This window comes from Modestobacter sp. VKM Ac-2979 (genome assembly GCF_026967995.1).
Classification (GTDB): Bacteria; Actinomycetota; Actinomycetes; order Mycobacteriales; family Geodermatophilaceae; genus Modestobacter.
Window position 1 is genome coordinate 281,407 of record NZ_JAPVBO010000006.1, and the last position, 22,967, is coordinate 304,373.

At 74.9% G+C, this 22,967-nt stretch carries 23 protein-coding genes and 2 tRNA genes; 10 read left to right on the plus strand and 15 right to left on the minus strand.

What is annotated here, in order from left to right:
* Positions 1 to 64: 64 nt before the first annotated feature.
* Positions 65 to 952 carry a hypothetical protein gene (locus tag O2W15_RS18570; RefSeq protein WP_269180461.1) on the plus strand — a complete coding sequence of 296 codons (888 nt, stop codon included), beginning with the start codon at positions 65 to 67 and terminating at the stop codon, positions 950 to 952.
* A gap of 3 nt (positions 953 to 955) precedes the next feature.
* Here the strand turns inward: O2W15_RS18570 and cysC are convergent, their stop codons facing one another.
* The 4 genes from cysC to O2W15_RS18590 form a co-directional block, all read right to left on the minus strand.
* On the minus strand, positions 956 to 1,984 hold the full coding sequence (cysC, locus tag O2W15_RS18575) for an adenylyl-sulfate kinase (RefSeq protein WP_269180462.1): 1,029 nt from the start codon (positions 1,982 to 1,984) through the stop codon (positions 956 to 958).
* Between the two features lie 69 nt (positions 1,985 to 2,053).
* The gene (locus tag O2W15_RS18580; RefSeq protein WP_269180463.1) at positions 2,054 to 2,221 is read right to left on the minus strand and encodes a hypothetical protein; all 168 of its coding nucleotides are present in this window, start codon (positions 2,219 to 2,221) and stop codon (positions 2,054 to 2,056) included.
* A gap of 167 nt (positions 2,222 to 2,388) precedes the next feature.
* Positions 2,389 to 2,532, minus strand: coding sequence for a hypothetical protein (locus tag O2W15_RS18585; protein ID WP_269180464.1), 144 nt, complete (start codon positions 2,530 to 2,532; stop codon positions 2,389 to 2,391).
* Between the two features lie 67 nt (positions 2,533 to 2,599).
* Positions 2,600 to 3,748, minus strand: a complete 1,149-nt coding sequence (locus O2W15_RS18590; RefSeq protein WP_269180465.1) for a glycosyltransferase — start codon at positions 3,746 to 3,748, stop codon at positions 2,600 to 2,602.
* Positions 3,749 to 3,847: 99 nt separating this feature from the next.
* Between O2W15_RS18590 and O2W15_RS18595 the strand changes: the two genes are divergently transcribed.
* A complete protein-coding gene (locus tag O2W15_RS18595) occupies positions 3,848 to 4,732 on the plus strand; it encodes an ATP-grasp fold amidoligase family protein (RefSeq protein ID WP_269180466.1) in 885 nt (294 codons plus the stop codon).
* Here O2W15_RS18595 and O2W15_RS18600 read toward each other — a convergent pair.
* Positions 4,697 to 5,746 (minus strand): PHP domain-containing protein, encoded by a 1,050-nt coding sequence (locus O2W15_RS18600; RefSeq protein WP_269180467.1) that lies wholly within the window; start codon positions 5,744 to 5,746, stop codon positions 4,697 to 4,699. The two genes, O2W15_RS18595 and O2W15_RS18600, sit on opposite strands and share 36 nt — an antisense overlap.
* A gap of 9 nt (positions 5,747 to 5,755) precedes the next feature.
* A complete protein-coding gene (locus O2W15_RS18605) occupies positions 5,756 to 6,304 on the minus strand; it encodes a DoxX family protein (RefSeq protein WP_036341328.1) in 549 nt (182 codons plus the stop codon).
* A gap of 485 nt (positions 6,305 to 6,789) precedes the next feature.
* Between O2W15_RS18605 and O2W15_RS18610 the strand changes: the two genes are divergently transcribed.
* Positions 6,790 to 7,449: a hypothetical protein gene (locus tag O2W15_RS18610; RefSeq protein WP_269180468.1), complete on the plus strand. Its 660-nt coding sequence runs from the start codon at positions 6,790 to 6,792 to the stop codon at positions 7,447 to 7,449.
* Positions 7,450 to 7,476: 27 nt separating this feature from the next.
* On the opposite strand, the gene O2W15_RS18615 is transcribed toward O2W15_RS18610, so the two are convergent.
* From O2W15_RS18615 to O2W15_RS18630, 4 genes are all read right to left on the minus strand, one after another.
* Entirely contained in the window at positions 7,477 to 8,022 is a 546-nt protein-coding gene (locus O2W15_RS18615; protein ID WP_269180469.1) for a hypothetical protein, read from the minus strand.
* Positions 8,023 to 8,390: 368 nt separating this feature from the next.
* Positions 8,391 to 8,933, minus strand: coding sequence for a DUF6318 family protein (locus O2W15_RS18620; protein ID WP_269180470.1), 543 nt, complete (start codon positions 8,931 to 8,933; stop codon positions 8,391 to 8,393).
* 316 nt (positions 8,934 to 9,249) lie between these two features.
* On the minus strand, positions 9,250 to 9,792 hold the full coding sequence (locus O2W15_RS18625; RefSeq protein ID WP_269180471.1) for a phosphatase PAP2 family protein: 543 nt from the start codon (positions 9,790 to 9,792) through the stop codon (positions 9,250 to 9,252).
* A 12-nt stretch (positions 9,793 to 9,804) separates the two neighbouring features.
* Complete coding sequence (locus tag O2W15_RS18630; RefSeq protein ID WP_269180472.1) at positions 9,805 to 10,335, minus strand: CGNR zinc finger domain-containing protein; 531 nt, start codon at positions 10,333 to 10,335, stop codon at positions 9,805 to 9,807.
* A 104-nt stretch (positions 10,336 to 10,439) separates the two neighbouring features.
* On the opposite strand from O2W15_RS18630, the gene O2W15_RS18635 reads away from it, so the two are divergent.
* From O2W15_RS18635 to O2W15_RS18645, 3 genes are all read left to right on the plus strand, one after another.
* Positions 10,440 to 11,648 (plus strand): MFS transporter, encoded by a 1,209-nt coding sequence (locus tag O2W15_RS18635; RefSeq protein WP_269180473.1) that lies wholly within the window; start codon positions 10,440 to 10,442, stop codon positions 11,646 to 11,648.
* Between the two features lie 88 nt (positions 11,649 to 11,736).
* Positions 11,737 to 11,825 (plus strand) — tRNA-Ser (locus O2W15_RS18640).
* 23 nt (positions 11,826 to 11,848) lie between these two features.
* A tRNA-Arg gene (locus O2W15_RS18645) sits at positions 11,849 to 11,921 on the plus strand.
* Positions 11,922 to 11,991: 70 nt separating this feature from the next.
* Here O2W15_RS18645 and O2W15_RS18650 read toward each other — a convergent pair.
* Both O2W15_RS18650 and O2W15_RS18655 read right to left on the minus strand, forming a co-directional pair.
* A complete protein-coding gene (locus O2W15_RS18650) occupies positions 11,992 to 12,663 on the minus strand; it encodes a biliverdin-producing heme oxygenase (protein ID WP_269161240.1) in 672 nt (223 codons plus the stop codon).
* A gap of 54 nt (positions 12,664 to 12,717) precedes the next feature.
* Positions 12,718 to 13,137, minus strand: a complete 420-nt coding sequence (locus O2W15_RS18655) for a PaaI family thioesterase (protein WP_269180474.1) — start codon at positions 13,135 to 13,137, stop codon at positions 12,718 to 12,720.
* Positions 13,138 to 13,312: 175 nt separating this feature from the next.
* On the opposite strand from O2W15_RS18655, the gene O2W15_RS18660 reads away from it, so the two are divergent.
* On the plus strand, positions 13,313 to 16,078 hold the full coding sequence (locus O2W15_RS18660) for a penicillin-binding protein (protein WP_269180475.1): 2,766 nt from the start codon (positions 13,313 to 13,315) through the stop codon (positions 16,076 to 16,078).
* Between the two features lie 371 nt (positions 16,079 to 16,449).
* Here the strand turns inward: O2W15_RS18660 and O2W15_RS18665 are convergent, their stop codons facing one another.
* Together O2W15_RS18665 and O2W15_RS18670 are read right to left on the minus strand one after the other, a co-directional pair.
* Complete coding sequence (locus O2W15_RS18665) at positions 16,450 to 17,361, minus strand: universal stress protein (protein WP_269180476.1); 912 nt, start codon at positions 17,359 to 17,361, stop codon at positions 16,450 to 16,452.
* Positions 17,358 to 18,809: a dihydrolipoyl dehydrogenase family protein gene (locus O2W15_RS18670; RefSeq protein ID WP_269180477.1), complete on the minus strand. Its 1,452-nt coding sequence runs from the start codon at positions 18,807 to 18,809 to the stop codon at positions 17,358 to 17,360. Before O2W15_RS18670 ends, O2W15_RS18665 begins: the two co-directional genes overlap by 4 nt.
* Before the next feature lie 110 nt (positions 18,810 to 18,919).
* Here O2W15_RS18670 and O2W15_RS18675 point away from each other — a divergent pair, with 110 nt between their 5' ends.
* Positions 18,920 to 19,561: a class I SAM-dependent methyltransferase gene (locus tag O2W15_RS18675; RefSeq protein WP_269180478.1), complete on the plus strand. Its 642-nt coding sequence runs from the start codon at positions 18,920 to 18,922 to the stop codon at positions 19,559 to 19,561.
* Between the two features lie 29 nt (positions 19,562 to 19,590).
* Here the strand turns inward: O2W15_RS18675 and O2W15_RS18680 are convergent, their stop codons facing one another.
* Positions 19,591 to 20,877 carry an alpha-hydroxy-acid oxidizing protein gene (locus O2W15_RS18680; RefSeq protein WP_269161246.1) on the minus strand — a complete coding sequence of 429 codons (1,287 nt, stop codon included), beginning with the start codon at positions 20,875 to 20,877 and terminating at the stop codon, positions 19,591 to 19,593.
* A gap of 248 nt (positions 20,878 to 21,125) precedes the next feature.
* Here O2W15_RS18680 and O2W15_RS18685 point away from each other — a divergent pair, with 248 nt between their 5' ends.
* Positions 21,126 to 22,322 (plus strand): hypothetical protein, encoded by a 1,197-nt coding sequence (locus O2W15_RS18685; RefSeq protein ID WP_269180479.1) that lies wholly within the window; start codon positions 21,126 to 21,128, stop codon positions 22,320 to 22,322.
* Positions 22,323 to 22,381: 59 nt separating this feature from the next.
* Complete coding sequence (locus O2W15_RS18690; protein WP_036341295.1) at positions 22,382 to 22,897, plus strand: MarR family winged helix-turn-helix transcriptional regulator; 516 nt, start codon at positions 22,382 to 22,384, stop codon at positions 22,895 to 22,897.
* Positions 22,898 to 22,967: the final 70 nt, after the last annotated feature.

Below are 22,967 nucleotides of genomic sequence, written 5' to 3' on the forward strand. Positions count from 1 at the left end.
TCCCTCCGGAATCGGCAGCCCCGACCCGGTCAAGTACCGGTGCGGACCTGCCGATCACGAGGACATGCCGTGGTGGGGATGGGTGCTCGTCGGGTGGACGACGCTCGCGGTGGTCGTCGCCGTGCCGCTGGGCATGGCGCTGCGGATCGCCGACGAGCGCTCGCGGGCGCAGGACGGCCTGCTGCCGACCGCGCCCCGCCCCGCCCGGGCCCGCCCCCGCCGACGCCGGCTCCCCGTGCCGCCGCTGGCCGCCGCGCTGATCGGCGTCGGCGTCACCCTGGAGTCCGTCGGCCTCGGCCTGCGGATCGTCGGCAACGACCGGGGCCTCGCCCGCTACCTGTCCATGGACGCCCCGCTGTCGGTGCCCCGGATGTGGGTCACCGCCCTGCTCGCCGCAGCGGCCGTGGCCGCCTTCGTCGGCGCCGCCCGCGCCACCGAGCGCCGGCCGTGGTGGCTGGGTGTCGGCGTGGTCGCCGCGCTGGTCGCGCAGGTGAAGGGCGGCGGGACCGTGCACGTCCAGGCGCTGGAGACCACCGGTCTGGCCGGCCGGCCGGTGCTGGCCGCCGTCCTCAGCACCGTCCTGGCCGCACTGACCCTCGCGGTGCTCTGGTGGCTCAGCCGCACCGAGCGGCGTGACCGCCGGCGGGTGATGGCCGCCTTCGCGCTCTACGCCGCAGCCGCCGTCGTCCTCTCCGGCATCTCCTCCCTCGTCGGGTCGGCGTCCGGCGCGTTCCCGTGGGCCGCCGTCGCCACGTTCGTCGAGGAGAGCGGTGAGGTCGTCGGTGCGGTTGCCGTGCTCACCGCCGTCCTCGTGGGGGTCGCCCCCCGGCTGGTGCTCCCGGCCGACTGGGCGCTCCGCCGCCGCGCCGACGCCGAGACCGTGGACGCCCCCGGCGTGCTGCCGGCCTGGCGCACCGGGCCCGACCGGCTGCCGGGCTGGCCCGGCTCCTGACCGTCAGCTCCCGATGAGGTGCGCCAGCACCTGCCGGGCGCTCTCCTCCGGGCTGGACTCCCGGGTGTCGATGGTGAGCTCGGCGTCCGTGGGCTCCTCGTAGGGATCGCTGATCCCGGTGAAGGCGGGGATCTCCCCGCGCCGCGCCTTGGCGTACAGCCCCTTGCGGTCCCGGGCCTCGCACTCGGCGAGCGGGGTGGCCACGTGCACCAGCAGGAACGACCCCGGCCCGGCCTGCTCCTCCACCAGCCGGCGGGCATCGGCGCGGGTCGCGGCGTAGGGGGCGATCGGGGCGCACACGGCCAGCCCACCGTGCTTGGCGATCTGCGCGGCCACCCAGCCGATCCGGCGCACGTTGGTGTCCCGGTCGGCCTGGGAGAAGCCGAGCCCGGCCGACAGGTGGGTGCGCACCTCGTCGCCGTCCAGCAGCGTGACCGTCCGGCCGGCCTCCAGCAGCAGCTCCACCAGGCGCCCGGCGATCGTCGACTTCCCGGCGCCGGAGAGCCCGGTGAACATCACCACCCGGCCGCCGGTGTGCAGCTGCGCCTCGTCCGTCCGGCTGCCCAGCAGCTCGGCGCCGTAGGCGGCGGCGACCTCGGCCCAGCCGGCCTCCGGTGCGCTCGCGGTCACCGGCACGGGGACGACGACCAGGTCACGGCCCCCGGCCCACGGCGCCCAGGCCGCCGCCCCCAGCGACAGTGCCGCGGAGTCGGGGGAGGTGCCGGCTGCGGGGAGCAGCACGAGCAACTGCCCGGGCAGGTCGGTCCCCTCGGCCGGGGGGCTGCCCACCCATGCGCGGGGCGCCGACCAGCCGCGCTGCGCCAGCTCGGCGCGGACGGTGGACGGGGCGCGCCAGCGGGGGATCTCCCGGACGGTCAGCCCGCCGTCGTCCCGGGTGGCGACCAGCACGCCCTCGGCGTCCTCCAGCTCGGCGGCCGGGGGGACGGCGGGCGCGCCGGCCACGAGGTCGAAGCCGTACCGCGCGAGCGCGGCGAGCTCGGTGTCGGTGAGTCGGGCCCGCGTCTGTGCCATGCAGGGAGTCTGGCAAGCGCCGTGCGGCCGGACCGAACCGGTCGGGACGTCACCCGGCCGGGTGCGCCGTCACATGCCGGGGCGGACGACCCCGCAGCGGCAGGCGTAGAGCGACGCACCGCTGAACGGGTCGTCACCGGTGCGCCGGTACCGGTGCAGGTGCACCGGCGAGGGTCGGCTGCTGACCGGCTGCAGGCCGACGGCCGAGCCGGGGGGTGGCGATGCGAGGAAGCGCACGCGCAGAGTGTGGAGCCCACCGGCCCGCGGCGGAAGGGCACGGAGCGTCAACAGTCGATGAACTCCGTCACTCGCCTGGGGTGACCCGAACGGGTGCCGGTCGGCGGGTGGTCACCGACCGTGGTGCGGCCGGCCAGCGCCTCCGCGACGCCCGGTCGCGGCGGGGGTCAGCGGGTCGCAGCCGCGACCAGCTCGCGCGGGGTGCGCTCGTCCGCGGCCCGTTGGGCGGCGAAACCGGACTGCAGGGCGTCGGCGAGCGAGCGGGCGGAGTGGACGGGGCCAGCGACCGGAGCGTGTGCAGTACGCGTCATGGCGGAGAAGCTAGGGCCCGGCTGTGGCGCAGTGAACAGCGACACACGGTCGGTGTCCGTTGCGAGTTCATGACGGGTGCACACCCGTCACATCGGGCAGACGATCACCCAGCGCGGCGTCCAGCCAGGCGTCGGTCCGCCGGTCCCAGGTGCGTTCGGCGGCCCAGCGGACCCGGTCGAGGGCCCAGCCCACCGGCTCGTCCGCGGTTGCCTCCATCGCCGCGGCCATCTCCGCCGCGCCGTCGGCGACGTAGCTGTGCGGCGGTGCGTCGCTGGAGTGCTCCAGGTGGCCGGCGCTGGCCACCACCGGGACGCCCCGCGCGCAGTAGTCGTAGGTCTTCATCGACGACTGGCCCAGCGCCCGGCTGGCCACGTCGGGCACCAGGGCCACGGCCGCGGAGTCGAGCACCGCGGGCAGCTCCGCGCGGGAGACCGGCCCGGCGTACCGGAACCGGCCCCCGGTCTCCTGCTCCAGTGCCAGGAAGCGCTCGGCCGCGGCGCCCGCCCGCAGTGGGAAGACCAGCTGCCCGTGGACGGTCAGCGTCCACTCCGGCAGCAGGGTGAGCACCGCACGCACCAGGTCGACGTCGAACCGCTCGGCGATGCTCCCGACGTAGACCGCGTGCCGCGCCCGCCGTTCCACCGACCGGGGCGCGTCCAGCAGCGCCTCGTCGGTGCCGTTGGGGACGACGACCGGGGTGCGACCGGGGAACAGGTCGGCGAGGACCTGGTTCACCACGATCACCTCGTCCGCCTCGTCGGCGATCCGGCGGAGCTGCTCGTGGAGCCCCCGGGCCTGCGGCAGCAGCCGGGCCCAGTCGTCGGTGCAGTCGAACACCGCCCGGCCGCCGATCGAGCGGGCCGCCCGCCACTCCCAGGGCAGCATGAACACCGTCAGCGACTCCTGCCAGGAGGAGCGGCGCAGGAAGCGGCCGAGCAGGGCGGCGTCGACCCGCTCGGCCACCGGTCCCCGCAGCCCGGGCAGCAACGTCGAGCGCTCGGAGACGGTGATCCCCGGTGCCACCTCGGTGAACCGGCCGGCCGGCAGGTGCGCCCACCAGTTGCCGGGGTCGCTGCGCACCCGTCGCCAGTCGGCGGGTGCCTGGACGAACCGGATCGGCACACCGCGGTGGGCCAGCTCGGTGGCGATCATGTGCTCGCGCCGGATGGCGGGGTGCCAGGGGTCCTTGGCGACGAAACCGACGCCGGCGGGCAACTCGGGGAAGGGCGTCGAGCTCAGTGCAGGTCTCCTGGCGTGGTCACTGCTCGACCCTAGGAGTCGCCCTCGGCGGCCGCTGCACCAGACTCTCCGGTCGTGGCAGGCAGCTGGGCAGCAGAGCGGGTGTCCCCGGCCGTCGTCCGCCGGCTGCCACTGCCGGCGAAGCGCGCGGTGCTCTACCGGCAGGCCCACGGACGCCCGCCGGCCCGCCCGCCGCGGACCTTCACCGAGAAGGTCAACTGGCGGGTGGTGCACGACCGGCGGCCGCTGATCGGGCAGCTGGGCGACAAGCTCGCGATGAAGCGCTACGCCGCCGCGGTGCTCCCCACCCTGGACGTGCCCCGGGTGCTGTGGGCGGGCGTGGACGTCGCCGACCTCGCCCGGGTCGACCTGCCCGACCGCTGGGTGCTCAAGCCCAACCACGGCACCATGCGGGTGCACGTCGGCGTCGGCCGCCCGGACGTCGACCAGCTGCGCCGGGTCACCGCGGGGTGGCTGGATGAGCCGCTGTACCGGGACCGTGGCGAGTGGGTCTACCGCCAGGCGCGGCGGATGCTGCTGGTCGAGGAGTTCCTCGGCGCGGCCGACGAGGTGCCGGCCGACCACAAGCTGTTCGTCTTCGACGGCCGGCTGCGGCTGGTCCAGGTGGACACCGGGCGGTTCGGTGCGCACCGGCGGCGGTTGTACACCCCGGACTGGACACCGGTCGACGTCGACGAGGCGGTCGCCCCGGGGCCGGTGACCGCGCCGCCCGCCTCGCTGCCGCAGCTGACCGAGGTCGCCGAGGCACTGGGAGCGGCGTTCGACTTCATCCGGGTCGACCTGTACGACGTCGCCGGCCGGGTCTGGTTCGGCGAGCTCACGCCCTACCCCGGCGGCGGACTGGACCGCTTCGACCCGGCGCTGGACGTGCTGCTGGGCTCGATGTGGCAGTTGCCGTCGCGCTCAGCCGTGCGTGCGGGCCAGCAGCTCCTCCGCTGAGCGGGTGTTGATCACCCGGTCGGCCGGGACCCCGCACTCCACCGCCCGGGCGCAGCCGGCGTCCTGCCAGTCGAGCTGACCGGGGGCGTGGGCGTCGGTGTCGATGGCGAAGTCGCAGCCCAGCTCCACGGCCTGGCTGAGCAGCCGCCGGGGCGGGTCGAGGCGCTCCGGGCGGGAGTTGATCTCCACCGCCGTCCCGTGCTCGACGCAGGCCCGGAAGACGGCGTCGGCGTCGAACTCGCTCTCCGGCCGGGGGCGCTGGGTGCCGTTGCGCTGCTTGCGGCCGATGACCAGCCGGCCCGTGCAGTGCCCGAGGACGTCGGTGTGCGGGTTGGCGACCGCGGCCAGCATCCGCTCGGTCATCTGGGCGCGGGGTGCGCGGAGCTCGGAGTGCACGCTCGCGACGACGACGTCCAGCCGGCCCAGCAGTTCGTCGGTCTGGTCGAGGGAGCCGTCGACGAGGATGTCGCACTCGATGCCGGTGAGGATGCGGAAGGGCGCCAGCTCCTCGTTGAGTGCGGCGACCACGTCCAGCTGCTGCTCCAGCCGTTCGGGGGTGAGGCCGTTGGCCACGGTGAGCCGGGGGGAGTGGTCGGTCAGGGCGAGGTACTCGTGGCCGATGCCGATCGCGGCCTCGGCCATCTCCCGGATGGAGCTGCCGCCGTCGGACCAGTCGGAGTGGGCGTGCAGGTCGCCCTTCAGCGCGGCCCGCAGCGCCGCGGCGTCGTCGGCCAGCGGGGTCAGTTCGGCGTGCGCCTCCTCGAGCTTGGCCAGGTAGGCCGGCAGCTCGCCCCGGTGGGCCTCGAGGACGACCGTGGCGGTCTTGTCGCCGATGCCCTTGAGGTCGGTGAGGGTCCGGGTCGCGACCCGGCGGTCGAGCTCGGCGTCGTCCAGGGCGGCGACGACGGTGGCCGCCGTCCGGAAGGCCTGGACGCGGTAGGACGGCTCGCGGGCGCGTTCCAGGAGGAAGGCGATCCTCCGGAGCGCGCCCGCGGGCGTGAGTGCCGTGCTCATGCGGTCAGCTCAGTGCGTGAGCTTCTTCGCCTGCTTGGTGGCCCGCTTCTGGGCCTTGGCGGCCCGCTTCGAGGCCTTGGTGTAGCTGGCCTCGGCTGCGGCGGCTGCCATGCCGGCGGTGCGCTTGGCGCGCCAGCCCACCGACGGCTTGCCCTCGGTGTCCACGGCGGCGAGCAGCAGGCCGCCCATGATGCCGACGTTCTTGACGAAGTTGCTGGTCTGCCCGAAGCGCTCCTTGGGGTCCTCGTGCTCCCAGAAGCGGTGGCCGGCCAGCGTGGTGGGCACCAGGGAGGTGGCCAGCGCGAGGGCGGAGAAGCGGGGGAACCGGCCGAGGGCCAGCAGCGAGCCGGCGCCCACGTGCACCCCGGCGTTGATCTTGACCCACTGCTCGACGTCGCGAGGGACCTCGACGGGGAGCTGCTTGTCAGCGATCTCGGTGATCTGTTCGACGATCGGTGCTGCACCGGGCACGCGCGACTGCGGGTTCCGGAGGGTGTTGATCCCTCCGTAGATGAACGTGGCGGCGAGCATCGGCCGGGCGATCCGGCGGACCAACATCTGGAACCTCTTCCCATCGGTGACGTCAGCGGTGCAGTGCCCTGGTCAGCGCCAGGACAACCGCTGCATCGGAACCGTAGTGAGAAGTGGCGATCACCGCCGGGCGAGCGGCTGCGGCCGCCCGTGGGCTCGGTCCCCGCGAGGGGGACCGGGGTCAGTGGCTGGGCTGCGGGCTGCGTGCGCCCAGGATGTCGTCGACCGTCAGGTCGGCGGGCAGACCGGCCAGGTGGTCGGTGAACGGGGCACGCTCATCGGCCATGCGGACGCACCCGCCGATGACGAGTGCGACGACTCCGGACACGGCGGCCCACGACAGGGCAACGACAGCGACGATCACATGTACTTCGTACTGGTCAGCGGCGGTGGTCCAGCCGTTCTCCGCACGGCAGAACCTGACCAACCTCGGTGATCGCTGTTGGGGGATCGCGCACGGAGGACGCCCGGCGGTCGTGCGGGTGACACAGGTGGGTCGGGAGGATGGTCCTGTGACGGGCGAGGTGTGGGGAGCGCGGCCGTCACCGCCGGCCGAGCGCCCGCGTCCGGCCCGGTGGGTGCTGGCCCCGGCGTCGGTCGGCGGACTGCTGTTCACCGTCGCTCTGTTGGTCGAGGTGCGCTGTGCGGTGGGCCGGTGCCCGGCCGCCGGGTGGTCCCGGTTCGTCGCGTTGGACGGGGCGGGGGCGCTGCCGCGGCTGTTCACGGCCGCGGTGTTCCTGGCCGTCGGGTTGCTGGCCGCGCTCGCCGCCGTCCGGTCGACGGGGCGGGCGCGGTGGTGGTGGGCGGCGGTCGTGGGTGTCGGCGTCGTGCTCGGGACCGCGAAGGCGGTCAGCGCCTCGTCGACGGTGGAGCAGGGCGGCGGCAGGTACACGACGCTGGTCGGGGGCGTGCTGCTGTCGGTGATCGGCCTGCCGCTGCTGTGGCGGGCCGGACGACGCTGGGCGGTGCGCGGCGCGACCCCGGTCACCCTGGCGCTGGCCGGCTGCGCGGTCGCGGTGCTGGGGCTGGACCAGGTGACCGAGGCGGTGAGGTCGGTGTCGGTCTCGCCGGTGGCACTGGCGGTGGCGACCTACGTGGAGGAGGGCGGGGAGGCGGTGGCCGCCCTGCTGCTGCTGGCCGCGACGTCGGCCTGGCGGCCCCGGCGGACCTGACGGGTGGTCGACGTCCCGCCGGGGCTGTCAGTCGTAGGGACTGGTGAGCACCGAGCGGGCCTGGCGGACGGTGAAGGTGGCCGGTGCGCCATCGGTGGTCGTGGTGCCGGGGACGTCGGCGCTCACCCCGCCGTCGACCGAGTAGGTCGCGCCCCAGGTGGTGGTGAGGGAGGCCGTGTAGGTGCCCGAGGAGTACTCGTGGCTGATCGTGTGGTCGGGGTAGGGGGCGCCCGGGTCGGTGGTGGTCAGGGTCGTCCCGTCGCCGGTGCGCCAGGTGTAGCTCACCGCGTTCGCGGTGATCAGGACGTCGAACCCGCGGATGTCGACCGTGAAGATCTGGGTCGTCGGGCTGTCGGTGAAGAAGATGACCGGCAGGCCGACCAGCGCCTCGCCCGGTGGCTGCTGGCGGGTGGTCAGCTGGGGGAGTGGCAGCGTCTCGAAGTACCGGAAGATCTCCGCCGGCGACGGCGGCGGATTCAGATCCGTGACATCGACACAGGCGTTCGCAACGGTCCCCCAAGGGCCGTAACCCGTGCCGGGAGTGGCGCCGGCCGGCGGCGCTGCCCCATCCACGGGGAGTCCGTCAGGCTGTACAAGTCGTTGGCGCTGCACCACGTAATAGCTGATTACCCGACCCTCTTGGGCGGGGCACGTCTGCGCTCCGGGTTGGCAGCCCCCAAAGAGTGCATCGTCGACTTGGCAAAGAGACTGGAGTCGCCAGGTATACAACGGGGGGGTGTCGGCCTTAGTTCGGTGTGCCGTGTACCGGCCCTCCGCGTCAGGGCCGGTGACGTCCTCGGCGATCAAGTTCACGGCGCCGGAATCAAGTCTCACCTCGGGGCACTCGGCACCCCGACATGCCGCAATTGCCAGCTGGCCAAGGGCTGTTGCAAATATGGCAGTGGCGGCGGCTACGACGAGGACGCTGGCCGCCCTCCTGCCTAGGCGACGTCCCACTGGTTCAGAACCCAAGTCTGGTCGGTCTGACTCCACGCGAGGATCGCGCCAGAGCCCGGACTGCTTCGCTCGCCGAACGTCAAATCTGCAACCGGCTGTCCAGTTGCGTCCACAACGGTTAGCGGCGCTTGAGTCATTGAAAACACAGCCTCGACGGTCATGTCTTCTGGTTCGGTCGTGTCAATGTAATCAACCGAGACCTGACCGCCACGATATGCGTAGCCCAGTGATGCGTCGGAGCTGATTTCAGCCGCAATTCGATTGCAGGTTTCACAGTCTTGGCTGAACTGGTCTAAGTAGGTGGGGTCCATTGACGACTGTGCGTTGTTGTAGACGTCCATGTAGTACCGAACGAAGGCTGCGGCACCGGCCTCGGTCTGCTCGCGGGCTTCGGGGGGCATGGGGAGGTCGGGTGGGCCGAGGGGTGGGAGTGCCTCGCTGGTCTCGGTCGCTGACGGCGGGGCCTCGGGCAGGGTCTCGTTCGCCGTTTCCCCGCGTGAGCAGCCGCCGAGCACGGCGATCGCCACGGCCGCTGTCACAGCTGCCCGAACCGGCCGCATGCGTCGTCCTCCCTGCGCCACCCGACTGAAGTCGTGAGGAGAGTACGCAGGTCAGCGGCTCGCCGCGTCGCCCAGAAGGTCGAACTGTGGACGCTTGTGCTCTGGTGCAGCAGTGCAGCCAGAGCACAAGTACCGCTGGATGCAGTGCACGGTCAGCCGGTGGTGACCGCGGGTCAGCCGCTGGCGACCGCGCCCAGCGTGGCCCGGTCCCGTCCTGCCGGCGTGGACGGCCGGGCCGGCGACACGTCGCGTGGACGGCGGGGCCGGCGACGCGTGGCGTCGGTCACCGGGGGATCGGCTGGGTCGGCACCGTCCGCCAGTGCCGGCTGGCCAGCGCGACGCCGCAGCCCAACGCCATCCCGGCGAGCACGTCCCCCGGGTAGTGCACGCCCACGTGCACCCGTGAGTAGCCCACGCCGAGCGCCAGCGGCGCGATCAACGCCCCGGTCGCCGGGCTCTCCAGTGCGACCCCCGTCGCGAAGGCCGCCGCGGACGCCGCGTGTCCGCTCGGGAAGGACGAGCTGCGCGGAGCCCGGCGCAGCGCCCGCTCGCCCTGTGTGGCCGCCAGGTCTGGCCGGACCCGGCTGAACACCCGCTTGACGACGGCGTTCACCAGCGCGCTCGACACGGCCATCGAACCCAGCCCGCGCACGGCGGCGCGGCGCGGCTGTCCGGGCTGCAGCGCGAGGACGACGCCGATCAACGCCCATAGCTTGCCGTGGTCCGCGGTGGTCGACAGTCGGCGCAGCCACCGGTCGACCGGGGTCGCGGGCAGTCGGCCCACGCGCTCGAGCAACAGCGCGTCCCAGTGACGGGGATGGAGCACCCGGCGTCGTCCTCAGGTGCGCTGGCGGGCGCGGTACGCGGCCACCGTGGAGCGGCTCGCGCAGGTGTTCGAGCAGTACCGCCGGCTGGCGTTGCGCGAGGTGTCGACGTACACGTGCCCGCACCCCTCGGCCGAGCAGGCGCCCAGGCGCTGCCAGCCGTGCTGCACCACGACCTGGGACAGGCCCATCGCCACCGTCGTCGTCAGCTGCTCGACCACACCGGCGTCGGGGCGGGCGTAGTGCAGGTGCAGCTCGCCGTCGTGGTCGGTGGCATAGGGCTTCGGGGAGGCCAGGGCCAGCAGGGCGTTCAGGCGCGCCATCACCTCCGGTTCGCTGTCGGCCTCCGCGACGTCACGCGCCAGGGACGACGTCTGCGCCACCGCGCCGGCCTCGGCGGGGCGCAGCTCCAGCGACGTCCCGTCGGTGAACCACTCGTCGTGGGCGTCGAGGAACACCCGCACCCAGTCCGGGTCGTCGCGGTCGGCGTTGGCCAGGTCGATGGCCAGTTCGACAGCGTTCGACCCGTAGGTGTCGTAGTCCATTTGACTCCCTACTCGTTGGTCCGTAACCTCCGGAACCTGTAGGCGGTGAACAGCATCTGACCGCCTACACATTCCCTTCTCGCACGTCTCGAAGTGAGCCAGTCATGCGTTCGTACCTCGCCGTGTGGCGGTTGCCGTCCGCCCCGGTGCTCCTGCTCGCCGGCTTCGCCGGGCGACTGCCGTCCTCCATGGTGCCGCTCGCGCTGCTGCTCATGGTGCAGGAGCAGACCGGGTCGTACGCGATCGCCGGCGGTGTCTCGGCCACGTACGGCATCGCCACCGCGGTGATGGCCCCGGTGCTGGGCCGGCTGGCCGACCGGCGCAGCCCTCGGCTGGTGCTGTTCGCCCAGTCCGTGGGCTACCCGCTGCTGCTGGCGCTCGTGGCCGCCGCCGTCCTGGGCCGTGCGCCGCTGCCGTGGGTGTTCGCCGCCGCGGCCGCGGTCGGCGCCAGCACCCCGCTGGTCTCCGGCACGGTGCGGGCGCTCTGGTCGCGGGTCGACGTCCGCGTCCGCCCCACGGCCTACGCCCTGGACGCGACCGCCACCGAGCTGGTCTTCGTCGCCGGACCCACCCTGGTCGCGGCTCTGACGTTCGTCGCCGGCCCGGCGATCGCCCTCGGGCTCGCCGGCGTGCTGGGCGTCCTCGGCGCTCTCGGGATCGCCACGAGTGCACCGATGCGTGCCTGGCGGCCGGTGGTCGCGGAGTCGCGGCGGCTGCTGTCGACGGTGACCACGCCGGGCATGCCGCGCGTCCTGCTCAGCGGCACCGCACTGATGTTCGGCGTCGGCGGGCTCGAGGTCGCGGTGCCGGCGTTCGCCGACGCGGCGGGGGCGCCCGGCATCTCCGGCCTGCTGCTGGCCGTGTGGGCACTGGGCTCTGCCGGGGGTGGCCTCTGGTTCGGCGCCCGCGTGGTCAGCGCCTCGCTGCCCCGCCAGTACCGCTGGTGCCTGCTGGGCGTGACGATCGGCCTCGCGCCGTTGGCGGCCATCTCCGACCCGTGGGTGCTGGGCGCGCTGCTCTTCCTCGGCGGGACGGCGATCGCCCCCACCCTCACCGTGCAGAGCTCGCTCGTCGGGTCGATCGCCCCCGCGTCGGCGGTCACCGAGGCGTTCACCTGGCTGTCGACCGTGACCTTCGGTGCCTCGGCGATCGGCGCTGCGGTCGGTGGCGCGCTGATCGAGACCTCGGCCGGTGTGGCCGGCGCCCTCGTGATGGCCACCGGTGCCGCGGCGCTGGCCGTGGCGGTCACGCTCCTGCCCGGGCGCCGTCCCGACCTGCCCGCCGAGCCCCGGCGGGAGGCCGTCCCGGCCTGATCGACGGCGGCTCCCGACCCCGGTTGGGAGCCGCCAGCACGCGCTGGTAACCTTTCCCCTCGGTGGTTCCGGGGCAACCCGGTCCCCGGGAGGCTTCGCCTAGTCCGGTCTATGGCGCCGCACTGCTAATGCGGTTTGGGTTAATCCCCATCCCGGGTTCAAATCCCGGAGCCTCCGCGCGACAACTGAACACGCACCACGCGCCCGTAGCTCAACGGATAGAGCATCTGACTACGGATCAGAAGGTTAGGGGTTCGAGTCCCTTCGGGCGCACGTCTGGTTGAGACAGCACCACGGCCCCGCACTCCTCGGAGTGCGGGGCCGCAGTGTTCTCCGGAGCGGTTCAGGCCGGGGCCGGCCCGCCCGTCCCGTGCCGCGCGCCGAGGTCGGCGAAGACGTCGGCGTTGAGCCGGAAGGCCAGCGACACCTCGGCGATCACCCGGTCCTGCTCCGCCGCACTCCACGGTGCGGCGTCGAGCGCGGCCCGGTACGCGTCCTTGAACGGCTTGGGCTTGGGGATCTGGTCGAACACGTAGAACCGCACGCCGTCCTGCTCCAGGCCGAAGGTGCGGCGAACCAGCCGGCGGATGATCTGCCCGCCCGACAGGTCGCCGAGGTAGCGCAGGTAGTGGTGGGCCACCAACCCGGCCGGCCAGTCGAAGGCGACCTCCCGCAACCGGGCCACGTACCGCTCCGTGGCCGGCAGGACCACCCCCTCGCTCCGCCACCCCGGCCCCAGCAGGAAGGCCAGGTCGGCTTCCAGCGCGGGCAGCCGGACCAGCCCCGGGTGCAGGAAGGGGCGCACCTCGGGGGAGTCGGCCTGGGCCACGGCCGCCTCCTCCAGCACCGCGTAGACCGCATGCGTCTGGGTGAGCAGGTCGGCGTAGGCGGTGCGGGGGAGCTCCCCGGCGAGCAGCGCGGTGACGAACCCCGAGGCCTCCGCCGCGGTGTGGTCGGCCTGGGTCGCCTCCTTGAGCCGGGCGGCGAACCCGGGTGGCGTGAGGGTGCTGGTCATCGGTGCGGCTCTCCGGTTCGTCGTCTCGAGTGTGGGTGCGGTGCGCGTCCGTGCTCAGCGGGGGCGCAGCACGGTCTTCGTCACCTGGCCGGCGGCGACCAGCACCCCGTCGACGCTCGCCTCGGCGCGCAGGAACGCCACCGACCGGCCGAGTCGCAGCAGCGTGCCGGTCAGCCGCAGCTCCGCGCCCGGCTGCACTGCCCGCAGCAGTGAGCTGGTCGCGTCGTGCGTCACCGCGTTCTCGCCCTGGCCGAGGTGGGGGAGCAGGTGGACGTAGGCGGCGACGTCCAAGAGGGCCGCCACCAGCCCACCGTGCAGCACCCCGCCGTTGTTCAGCGTCGGCGGCCCGACCGGCAGGACCAGGCCGGCCGCGGGGTCGGCCGGATCAGCGAGCCGCAGGCCGAGCCAGGCGTGCAACGGGACGTCGAGCACGCCCTGGACCCGTTCGGTCAGCAGCTCCTGCGCAGCGGTCACCGAGCGACCGTACGGCCCGGACGGGCGCGCCGCCGCGCCCATCCGGCGGCACCGGGGACATGACGATCACATTGAGAAGTGACGACGGCGTGCATGGGCTGGGCGTCCCAGAGCACCGTGGGGGACAACCCACCGTGGCCGGCGGGCGGATGTCGGCTGCCCAGCGTCGGAAGAGGTGCAGGTCATCGCCGGAGGAGGAGGTCGGCCCTCGGGCGGACAGCCCTGGCTGCTGCCGGCTGCAGAACCGGCCGCGCCGCGTCCCCGCCGCGGCGTCGTCCTGCTCCGCCTGGTCATCGCGCTCGTGGTCGCCGGCGGGCTGGTCGCCGGGGTCGTCGCGCCCTGGCTCGGCGGGGCCAGCGCGCTGGCGCAGCAGGGTGCCGCCCTCGTCCGCCCGCTCGAGACCGCCGCCGTCGACACCCGGCTGCCGGGCAACACCCGCGTCCTCGCCGCGGACGGCTCACTGATCACCGAGATCTACTCGCGCAACCGGCACCCGCTCACCGGCGAGCAGATCGCCCCGGTGATGAAGGACGCGCTGATCGCGATCGAGGACGCCCGGTTCCGCGACCACCCGGGGGTGGACTCCCGCGGGCTGCTGCGAGCCCTGGCGCGCAACATCGCCGCCGGCGAGGTCACCGAGGGCGGTTCCACGATCACCCAGCAGCTGGTCAAGCAGCTGCGGCTGCAGACGGCCGAGGACGCCGACGGGCGGGCTGCGGCGACGGCCGACACCGTCGGCCGCAAGCTGCGGGAGGCGCAGATCGCCCTGGCGGTGGAGGCGGAGTACACCAAGGAGGAGATCCTCACCCGATACCTGAACACCGTCTACTTCGGGAACGGCGCCTACGGGGTGGCCGCCGCCGCGCAGCGCTACTTCGGGACCACCGCCGACCAGCTGACCGCCGCCCAGGCCGCGATGCTGGCCGGGCTGGTCCGCAGCCCCGCCTACTACGACCCGGTGACCGCACCCGAGCCGACGAAGCAGCGGCGCGACCTCGTCCTGCGCCGCATGGCCGAGGTCGGCCTGCTCGACCAGGCCGCCGCGGACGCCGCCCGGGCGGAGCCGCTCGGCGTCGTCGACGGGGGCAGCGCCCCCAACGGGTGCACCGAGGCGATCATCGGCGCCTTCTTCTGCGGGCACCTGCTGAAGGTGCTCACCGAGCAGTACGGCGTGACCCACGAGCAGCTGCAGGCCGGTGGGCTGACCGTGCGCACGACCCTGGACCCGGGGGTGCAGCTGGCCGGGGACGCCGCCGTGGTGCAGACCCTGGCGATGGACGACCCGCGCGCCGCCGTCTACGTGAACGTCGAGCCCGGCACCGGCCGGGTGCTGGCCATGTCGGTCAACCGCAGGTACGGGCTCGACGAGGCCGACCCGGCGCAGACCACGGTCGACCTCCCCGCCGTCGCCGGGCAGGGGGCCGGCTCGACGTACAAGGTCTTCACCGCCGCCGCCGCGCTGGAGCAGGGCTTCGGGCTGGACTTCGAGCTGCGGACCCCGGACCCCTACGTCTCCGAGGTCTACCGCGACGGGGACGGCCCCTACGACGTCGAGAACGCCGGCAGCTACCCGCGCCGGCTGGACATGGAGCAGGCCCTCTACCGCTCCTCCAACACCTACTTCCTCGCTCTCGAGGACGCGCTGGGCAGCGTCGAGGGGCCGGTCCGGGTGGCCCAGCGGCTGGGGCTGACCAGCCTCGACCCGATCGCCGACCAGGTCGTCGCGGAGAACCGGGGCTCGTTCACCTTCGGGGCCGAGGCGACCAGCCCGCTGGCCCTGGCCAACGCCTACGCCACCCTCGCCGCCCGTGGCACGCGCTGCGAGCCACGGCTGGTCGAGGCCGTCGTCGACCGGTCCGGGGAGCCGCTGGCCGGCCCGGACGGCCAGCCGCTGGTCGGCGCCCCGCAGTGCACTCCCGAGGTGATCGCGCCGGGCATCGCCGACACGCTCAACCACGCGCTGCGCAAGGACGTCGAGCCGGGCTCCCCCGGGCAGACCGGTCGCCGGGCGCACGTCCCCGGCCACCAGATCGCCGGGAAGACGGGCACCACCCAGGGCAACTACTCGGTCACCTTCGTCGGCTACACCCCGCAGTTCGCGGCGAGCGTCATGGTCTACGACCCGGTCCGCAACCAGGACGTCGGCGGCTTCGGTGGTGGCAAGGCGGCCACCGTCTGGCACGACGCGATGGCGCCGGTGCTCACCGGCCGACCCGTCGCTGGTTTCGCGCCGCCGGACCCGAAGTACCTGCGCAGTGAGCGCGCCACCGTCCCGGGTGGGTGCGTCGGCGCCTGGTCGGACTGGTGTCAGGGGCTGCTGGCCGAGCGCGGGTTCCAGGTCGCCCGGCAGGTCGTGGACGGCGCCCGGCCCGCCGGCCGGGTGATCGGGCTCGCCCCGTCCGGCGGTCGTTCCGTCCCGCCGGGTGGCCAGGTGACGATGCTGGTCAGCAACGGGGCCGACTACGCGCCCCCGCCGCCCCCGAAGCCGGTGCGCACGCCCGCGCCCCGACCCGAGCCGGCTCCCGAGCCGAGCCCGGAGCCGGCACCGGAGCCCAGCCCGGTGCCGCCCCCTGCGCCCGAGCCCGCCCCCGAGCCGACTCCCGCGCCCGAGCCGGCCCCGGAACCGACGCCGACTCCCGTGCCGGACCCGACTCCCGTGCCGGACCCGACTCCTGCACCGGAGCCGACTCCCGCACCGGACCCGACTCCCGCGCCGGAGCCGGCACCCGAGCCGGGACCTGGGCCCGCGCCGGAGCCGGGGCCTGCACCGGAGCCCGTCCCGGAGCCCGTCCCGGAGCCGGGGCCTGCTCCGGAGCCCGCGCCGGAGCCGGCACCCGCGCCGGCTCCCGCTCCTGAGCCGGCTCCCGCTCCTGAGCCGGCTCCCGCGCCGGCTCCCCCTCCCGCTCCCGAGCCGGACCCTGCGCCCGCACCGGCCCCCTGAGCCCACCCCCGAGCCGGATCCAGGCCCCCTGAACCCGCTCCCGAACCGGGGTCAGCACCCAAGCCGGAGCTGGCTCCCGACGCGACACCTGAGCCGGTTCTGGCTCCCTATGCCCGCTCCCGCATCGGGTCAGCACCAGAGCCGGAGCTCGCTCGCGATGCGGCAACGAAGCCGGTTCCGGCTTCCTGAGCCCGCTCCCGAAGCCGAGTCGGCACCCGGACGGCAGCCAGCCGGCTCGCCGCGGAGAGGGCTGAGGGGCGGGGGGCCGGTCCTGACGGTCTGGCCGCGTTGGTCGGTCTCTCCAGCAGTGGAGAGCCATTCTCAGCCGGCTCCCCCGCCCGCGTTCACTGTGACTCAGGCCACAGTCGTCGTCAAGCCAGCCGCGGCGCGGCGTCGTCGCCGCGCGGGACGACCAGCACCGGGACGGTCGCGGCCCGCAGGATCTTCGTCGCCGCCGAGCCGAGGAAGACCCGCCCCTCCGGTCCGAGGCGTGACGACCCGAGCACCAGCACGTCTCCGGGCATCCACGGCACGGCAGCCACCGCCCCCGCCCAGCCGGCGCCGCGGCCCTGCACGGTCTCCGGGACGGGCCACGGGCCGGACCAGTCCGCCACGGCGTGCTCCAGCGAGCCCTGCACCTGAACGGCCCACTCCTCGTTGACCACGTGCTCCAGCGGCAGGCCGGTCTCCGAGGGCAGCAGGGCGGCGCGCTCGGGCACGAAGGTCGCCAGCCGGACCGGCACACCCCAGCGCTCGGCGAGCGCGCGGGTGGCGGACAGCGCGTCGGCGGAGCGGGCCGCGTCCGCCCAGGTGCAGGTGAGCCGGGTGGGCTCCGCCGGCGCCGACCACGCCCGCGGGGCCAGCGCCAGCGGCACCGGCGAGCTGTGCAGCAGCGGTTCGGCGACCGAGCCCGCCGCGAACCGACCCGCCGGCGCCTCGGTCGCGGCGCCGAGCACGAGCACCCGCGCCCGGTACCGGTGGGCCGACTCGACCAGGCCGGCGGGCACCGAGGACGCCGGGACGACGGCGGTGCGGACGTCCTCGACCCCGGCCCTCCGCAGTGCGGTGAGCGCCTCCGCGTGGCGGGTGGCGGTCAGCGCGGCCCGCCACTGCCGGTACTCGTGGTCGAGCCGGGAGGTGGTCGCGTGCGGCGGGTCGAGCGGCACGACCGTCGTCACGACGACCGGGGAGCCCTCCGCACCGGCCAGCCCAGCGGCCAGCCGGAGGGCGCCGTCGTCCCCACCGCTGTGCTCCGCGGCCTCCAAGCCCAGCAGGACGGTCATCGGGTCAGCGCCGTCCGGAGGCGGTGCAGGTGGCGGAGCGCGGCGATCGCCCGCCGGGGGACCGGCGCCGCCAAACGGCTCCGGTAGTCGCTGATGGCCGCCTGCCACACCGGGTCGGCATGGGTGGGGTAAGGGTGGGTCGAGGCGGTCAGGTCGCTGGTGGTGAGCCCCTGGGTGACGGCGAGGGTCAGCTCGGCGAGGGTCTCCCCGGCCCGCGGTCCGACGACCGTCGCGCCGCGCACCCGGTGCCGGGCGTCGACGGCGAGGCGGGTGACCCCGTCCGTGCGCCGGTCGGTGATCGCCCGGTCGCTGTGCTGGTGTCCCTGTTCCAGCACCCGCAGGCCGGCCTGCTCGGCCGTGCCGGTCGGCGCACCCACGGCAGCGACCTCCGGCTGGGTGAAGGTGACCCGGGGCAGCGCGGTCAGGTCGACCCGGCGGCGCAGCCCCAGCACGGCGTTGGCGGCGACCGTCGAGCCGTGCAGACCCGCCAGGTGGGTGTACTGCGGTTGGCCGGTGACGTCGCCGGCGGCCCAGATGCGCGGGTTGCTGGTGCGCAGGTGCGCGTCGACGACGACCCAGCCGTCGTCGTCCCGCTGAACGCCGGCCGCGTCCAGCCCGAGACCGTCACCGGCGGCCCGTCGCCCGGTGGTGACCAGGAGGCGGTCGCAGCGGAGCTCGCCGCCGTCGGCCAGCGTCACCCGGGTGTCGCCTGGGGCCCCGGACACCCGCTGGACCTGCGTCGAGAGGTGCACGGTGACGCCGTCGGCGCGCAGCGCGGCGGTGACCAGCGCCGACGCAGCCGGGTCCTCGGCCGACAGCAGCCGGTCGGCGGTCTCCACGAGGTCCACCCGGACGCCGAGCCGGGCCATCGCCTGGCCCAGCTCGCAGCCGGTGGTGCCGCCACCGAGCACGACCAGCCGCTCCGGCAGATCGCGTTCGTCCCAGAGCGTCTCGGTGGTCAGCGGCGGGGAGTCGGCCAGCCCGGGGACGGCGGGCAGCGCCGGGGCGGAGCCGGTGGCCACGACGGCCTGGCGGAACCGGACCCGGCGGCCGTCCAGCACGGCGGTGGACGGGCCGGTGAAGACCAGTTGCCCCTCGGCCACGGCGACGCCCGCGGCCCGCTGCGCCTCGGGCGAGTCGACCGGCTCGATCTCCCGGACCGCAGCCCGGACCGACGCCAGCACCGCCGCCCCGTCTATCCGGACGCCGTCCACCTGCACCCCGAACCCGGCGGCGGCGCGTGCGGCCGCCGCGGCCTCGCCGGCCGCGATCAGCGCCTTGGAGGGCACGCACCCGGTCCACAGGCACTCACCGCCCCAGGTGCCGCGGTCGACGAGCAGCACCCGGGCGCCCAGGGAGGCGGCGGTCTGGGCGGCGAGCAGGCCGGCGGTGCCGGCGCCCACGACCAGCAGCTCCCACCGCCTGCGGGTGACGTCGAGGTCGGGCACGACGGGCGTCTCCGGTGGTCGAGGGCGGTGCGGGCCAGTCTGCCCGGCGGGACGAGGGTGTGCACCGCGGCAGGGAGGGAACCGGGAGCACAGCGACGGAGGGAGCAGGGATGGTCGGCCGTGCCCGGCAGTACGAGCTCATCGCACCCGTCTACGACCTCGTCTCCGGTGAGTGGCCGGTGTACCGGGCGGGCCGGCTGGCCGGCGTGTCCGGGCTGCGGCTGAGCAGGGGCGACCGGGTGCTCGTCGTCGGCTGCGGCACCGGTCTGGACCTGCGGCCGGTCCACGACCGGGTCGGGGACGACGGGCGCTTCGTCGGGCTGGACGCCAGCCGGGCGATGCTCGCCCGGGCGGGTCGACGGGCCGCCTCGCTGGGCTGGTCGGGGGTGGAACTCGTGGCCGGCGACGCGACCCGGCCGCCGGCGCAGCGGTTGGCGGAGGCGCTCGGGGACGACGGTGCCGACGCCGTCCTGTTCACCTACGCGCTCTCCCTGATGGACGACTGGCCGGCCGCCTGGCGTGCCGCGGTGGCCCTCGCCCGACCGGGTGCCCGGGTCGCGGTGGTCGACATGCAGCGGGCGCAGCGGGGGCCGCGGCCGCTGCGCGCGCTGGCGGACGTGGCGATGTGGAGCGGCGGCGCCGATCCCGCCGCCCGGCCGTGGCAGGCCGTCGAGCAGCAGTGCACCGACGTCGACCGGGCGGACCTGCGCGGCGGGCACGTCCAGGTCCGGGCCGGCACCCTCCCCACCTGACCCGCCACCAAAATGGCCATTTTGGTGGATCAGGGGCGGCGGCGGAGGGCCTCCCGGGTGAGCTGGTCGACGGCGGTGTGGCCGGTCAGCCCGAGCGTGAGGTCGAACTCGCCGAGCACGTCCTCCACCACCTGACGGACGCCGTCCTCGCCGGCCACCCCCAGGCCCCAGGCGTAGGGACGGCCCAGCAGCACCGCTCGCGCGCCCAGGGCGACGGCCACCAGCACGTCGGCGCCGCTGCGCACCCCGCTGTCGAACAACACCGGCACCCGGTCGGCGACGGCGTCCACCACGTCGGGCAGCGCGTCCAGGGCGGCGATCGACCGGTCGACCTGCCGCCCGCCGTGGGTGCTCACCACCATCCCGTCGACACCCTCGTCGACCGCCCGCCGGGCGTCGTCCGGGTGCAGGACGCCCTTGAGCACGATCGGCAGCCGGGTGCGCTCGCGGAGCCAGGCGAGGTCGGCCCAGGTGATCGACGGGCGGGAGTAGATGGACAGGAAGGTCTCGACGGCGGCGCGGGGGAGCGGGGAGCGCAGGTTCTCCACCAGCGGGCCGGGCCAGGCGCGGGCCATCCCCACCAGGGCCCGCACCGCGGCGAGGTTCGGCCGGGGCTGGGGGTCCCGCGGCGCACCCGCGGCGGCAGCCCGCTCCTCGACCAGCCGGCGGAACACCGGGTCGGAGGTGTACTGCGCGATGCCCTTGCCCAGCGCGAACGGCAGGTGCCCGAGGTCCAGGTCCCGGGGGCGCCAGCCGAGCATCGTGGTGTCCAGGGTGACGACGACGGCATCGCAACCGGTGGCCTCCGCGCGGCCCAGCAGGCTCTCCACCAGCTCGTCGGAGGTCGACCAGTACAGCTGCATCCACCGCGGGCTGTCGCCCATCGCCGCCGCGGTGGTCTCCATCGGCACCGACGCCTGGTTGGAGAAGACCATCGGCACCCCGACCGCCGCCGCGGCGCGGGCGACGGCGAGGTCGCCCTCGGGGTGCACCAGCTCCAGCGCACCCACCGGCCCGAGCAGCACGGGTGCCGGGAGCCGGCGTCCGAACAGCTCGACCGAGGTGTCGCGGCGGCTGACGTCGCGCAGCACCCGGGGCACGACGGACCAGCGGTCGAACGCCGTCCGGTCGGCCCGCTGGGTGGCCTCGTCACCGGCGCCGCCGGCGACGTAGCCGTAGGCCCGGGCGTCCAGCCGGCGCTTGGCCTCCCGGGCCAGCGCCCGGTACACGGTGGGCACCCGGGGGTGCCTGCCGTAGACCCCCGCCCGGTAGACCACGTCCTGCCGCCGCCGCCCGGTCCCTGCCGCTGAGGTCATCGGGTCACCGTAGTGACCTGGGTCTCGCGGACAGCTCCCTGGACCGGCCCCGGCGGGGGGCACGACCGTCCGCCCGGTCGACCGACCTGGGCGACACGCCAGTCGTGACACGCCTGTGGGACGGACGTGACGGGAGTGGCGGTCCCCGCTGATCGAGGCCACCGGGCATGGTGGAGGGAGTTCCTGGGCAGGACGACGGTGCGCCGCGCAGCAGTCGTCCGTCGAGCGCTGGAGAACGGGGGACCGCAGTGCCGCTGACGTTCTCGTCCGCCCGCCCGGTGCTGCCCGCTCGCCTGACCGTCGGCCTCGCCCTCGGTGCGCTCCTGGTCACCGGGGTCGCCGTGGCTGGTCCCGCCGCCGCCCTCGAGGACCGGCGTCGCCCGATCGGGGCGGTCACCCACGGCCCCAGCTGCGGTCCGGGCGTCGTCCGCGTCCAGGTCACCAACGGCACCGAGCCGCACCGCGTCGCCCTGGTCTTCGACGGCGTCGAGGAGCAGGACGCCGCCGACCTCGCCCCCGGCGAGCAGGTGGAGCTGACCAGCGAGGACGTCGACTGGGGCGTCACCGTCGACGTGTCGGTGACGGTGACGGACCCGGACGGGACGCCGGAGCAGCCGCTGGAGTTCCAGACCTACACCCGGCCGAGCGAGGAGGACTGCGAGGCGGTCCGGCCGAGCCCGACCCCGACTCCCACGCCGACGCCGACTCCCGAGCCGACCCCGACTCCCGAGCCGACCCCGACTCCCGAGCCGCCCCCGGACCCGTCGACCCCCGTACCGGACCCGACGCCGACGACGCCGCCTGCCGTCCCGCCGCCGGTCGCACCACCCCCGTCGACCCCTGTGCCGTCGAGCCCGACGCCGACACCTGCGCCGTCCAGCGCGACGCCCCCGCCCGTCACGCCGCCCCCCACGACGACCACCGGCACGCCGTCGAGCACGTCCGGGCCGCGGTCCAGCGGCCCCAGCGGCGCAGCGGCCGGTGCGCCGTCCGCCACCGCCACGGAGACCGACGTCGGAGCCGGCGCCCCGTCCAGCCCGAGCGACGCCACGGCCTCGACCCCGGCGGTCACCGTGTCGCCGGGCGGGGTGGTGACCGTGCGGGCCAGCGGCTTCGAACCCGGTGAGCCGGTCGACGTCCGGATGGCCGGCGGCACCGAGCTGCTCAACACCGTCACCGCGGCGGCCGACGGCAGCGTGGAGGCCGTCGTCCAGATCCCGCGCGGTGTGGCGCTGGGTGCGGCCACGCTGGAGCTCGTCGGCAGCGAGTCCGCGGCGACCGCCGAGATCGGCCTCCAGGTCGCCGCCCGCGCCGCACCGGTGACCGAGCGGACCGGTTCGCCGGCGGTGCTCGCCGCCGGGCTGGTCCTGCTCACCGCAGCCGGTTCACTCGGGCTGGTGGGCGTGCGCCGGTCGCGGAACGGGCACCCCGGGGGACGACGCTGAGCGAGCAGCACGGCGGACGACACCGGCACGAGCACTGCGAAGGAGACGTGGACCCACCGATGGACCAGCCCAGGGACCGGCTGCACGACGGCGCACCACCCCGAGGCGTCCCCCGGGACGTACGGGGTCTGGCGGCCGCGGGGCCGAGCGCACCGGAGACCTGGCTGCGCATCGTCCAGGTCCACGACCGGATCACCCGGCGGGTCGACTCGGCGCTGCACCGGCAGCACGGGTTGTCGCTCACCGGCTTCGAGGTGCTGCGCCGGGTGGCCGAGTCCCCGCAGGAGCACGCCTCCATGGGCGACCTCGCCGATGCGGTCGGCCTCTCCCGGCCGGGGATCACCAGCACGGTCAACCGGCTCGTCGACGACGGACTGGTCACCCGTGAGCGACTGGACGGCGACCGGCGGCTGCTGCACGCCCGGCTGACCGACACCGGCCGGGACCGGGTCCGCGCGGCGATGTCCACCCACGACGACCTGGTGGCGCACCTGCTCACGATGCTCGGGGACGACGCCGCCGTGGTCACCGACGCGCTCGCCCGGGTGTCCTCCGCCACCCGCCGTCCCCGCTGACGCCGGCGGCCCGACACCGGGCGGCCGAGCCGGACCGGCGCGTGCCCCCGATCGGGTGACGGACGGCCAA

Coding starts and splice junctions, on each gene's coding strand:
- O2W15_RS18570 (WP_269180461.1), top strand. CDS start 65: ATGCCGTGGTGGGGATGGGTGCTCGTCGGGTGGACGACGCTCGCGGTG.
- cysC (WP_269180462.1), bottom strand. CDS start 1,984: ATGGCACAGACGCGGGCCCGACTCACCGACACCGAGCTCGCCGCGCTC.
- O2W15_RS18585 (WP_269180464.1), bottom strand. CDS start 2,532: ATGACGCGTACTGCACACGCTCCGGTCGCTGGCCCCGTCCACTCCGCC.
- O2W15_RS18600 (WP_269180467.1), bottom strand. CDS start 5,746: ATGAGCACGGCACTCACGCCCGCGGGCGCGCTCCGGAGGATCGCCTTC.
- O2W15_RS18605 (WP_036341328.1), bottom strand. CDS start 6,304: ATGTTGGTCCGCCGGATCGCCCGGCCGATGCTCGCCGCCACGTTCATC.
- O2W15_RS18630 (WP_269180472.1), bottom strand. CDS start 10,335: ATGGACTACGACACCTACGGGTCGAACGCTGTCGAACTGGCCATCGAC.
- O2W15_RS18635 (WP_269180473.1), top strand. CDS start 10,440: ATGCGTTCGTACCTCGCCGTGTGGCGGTTGCCGTCCGCCCCGGTGCTC.
- O2W15_RS18650 (WP_269161240.1), bottom strand. CDS start 12,663: ATGACCAGCACCCTCACGCCACCCGGGTTCGCCGCCCGGCTCAAGGAG.
- O2W15_RS18665 (WP_269180476.1), bottom strand. CDS start 17,361: ATGACCGTCCTGCTGGGCTTGGAGGCCGCGGAGCACAGCGGTGGGGAC.
- O2W15_RS18675 (WP_269180478.1), top strand. CDS start 18,920: ATGGTCGGCCGTGCCCGGCAGTACGAGCTCATCGCACCCGTCTACGAC.
- O2W15_RS18680 (WP_269161246.1), bottom strand. CDS start 20,877: ATGACCTCAGCGGCAGGGACCGGGCGGCGGCGGCAGGACGTGGTCTAC.
- O2W15_RS18690 (WP_036341295.1), top strand. CDS start 22,382: ATGGACCAGCCCAGGGACCGGCTGCACGACGGCGCACCACCCCGAGGC.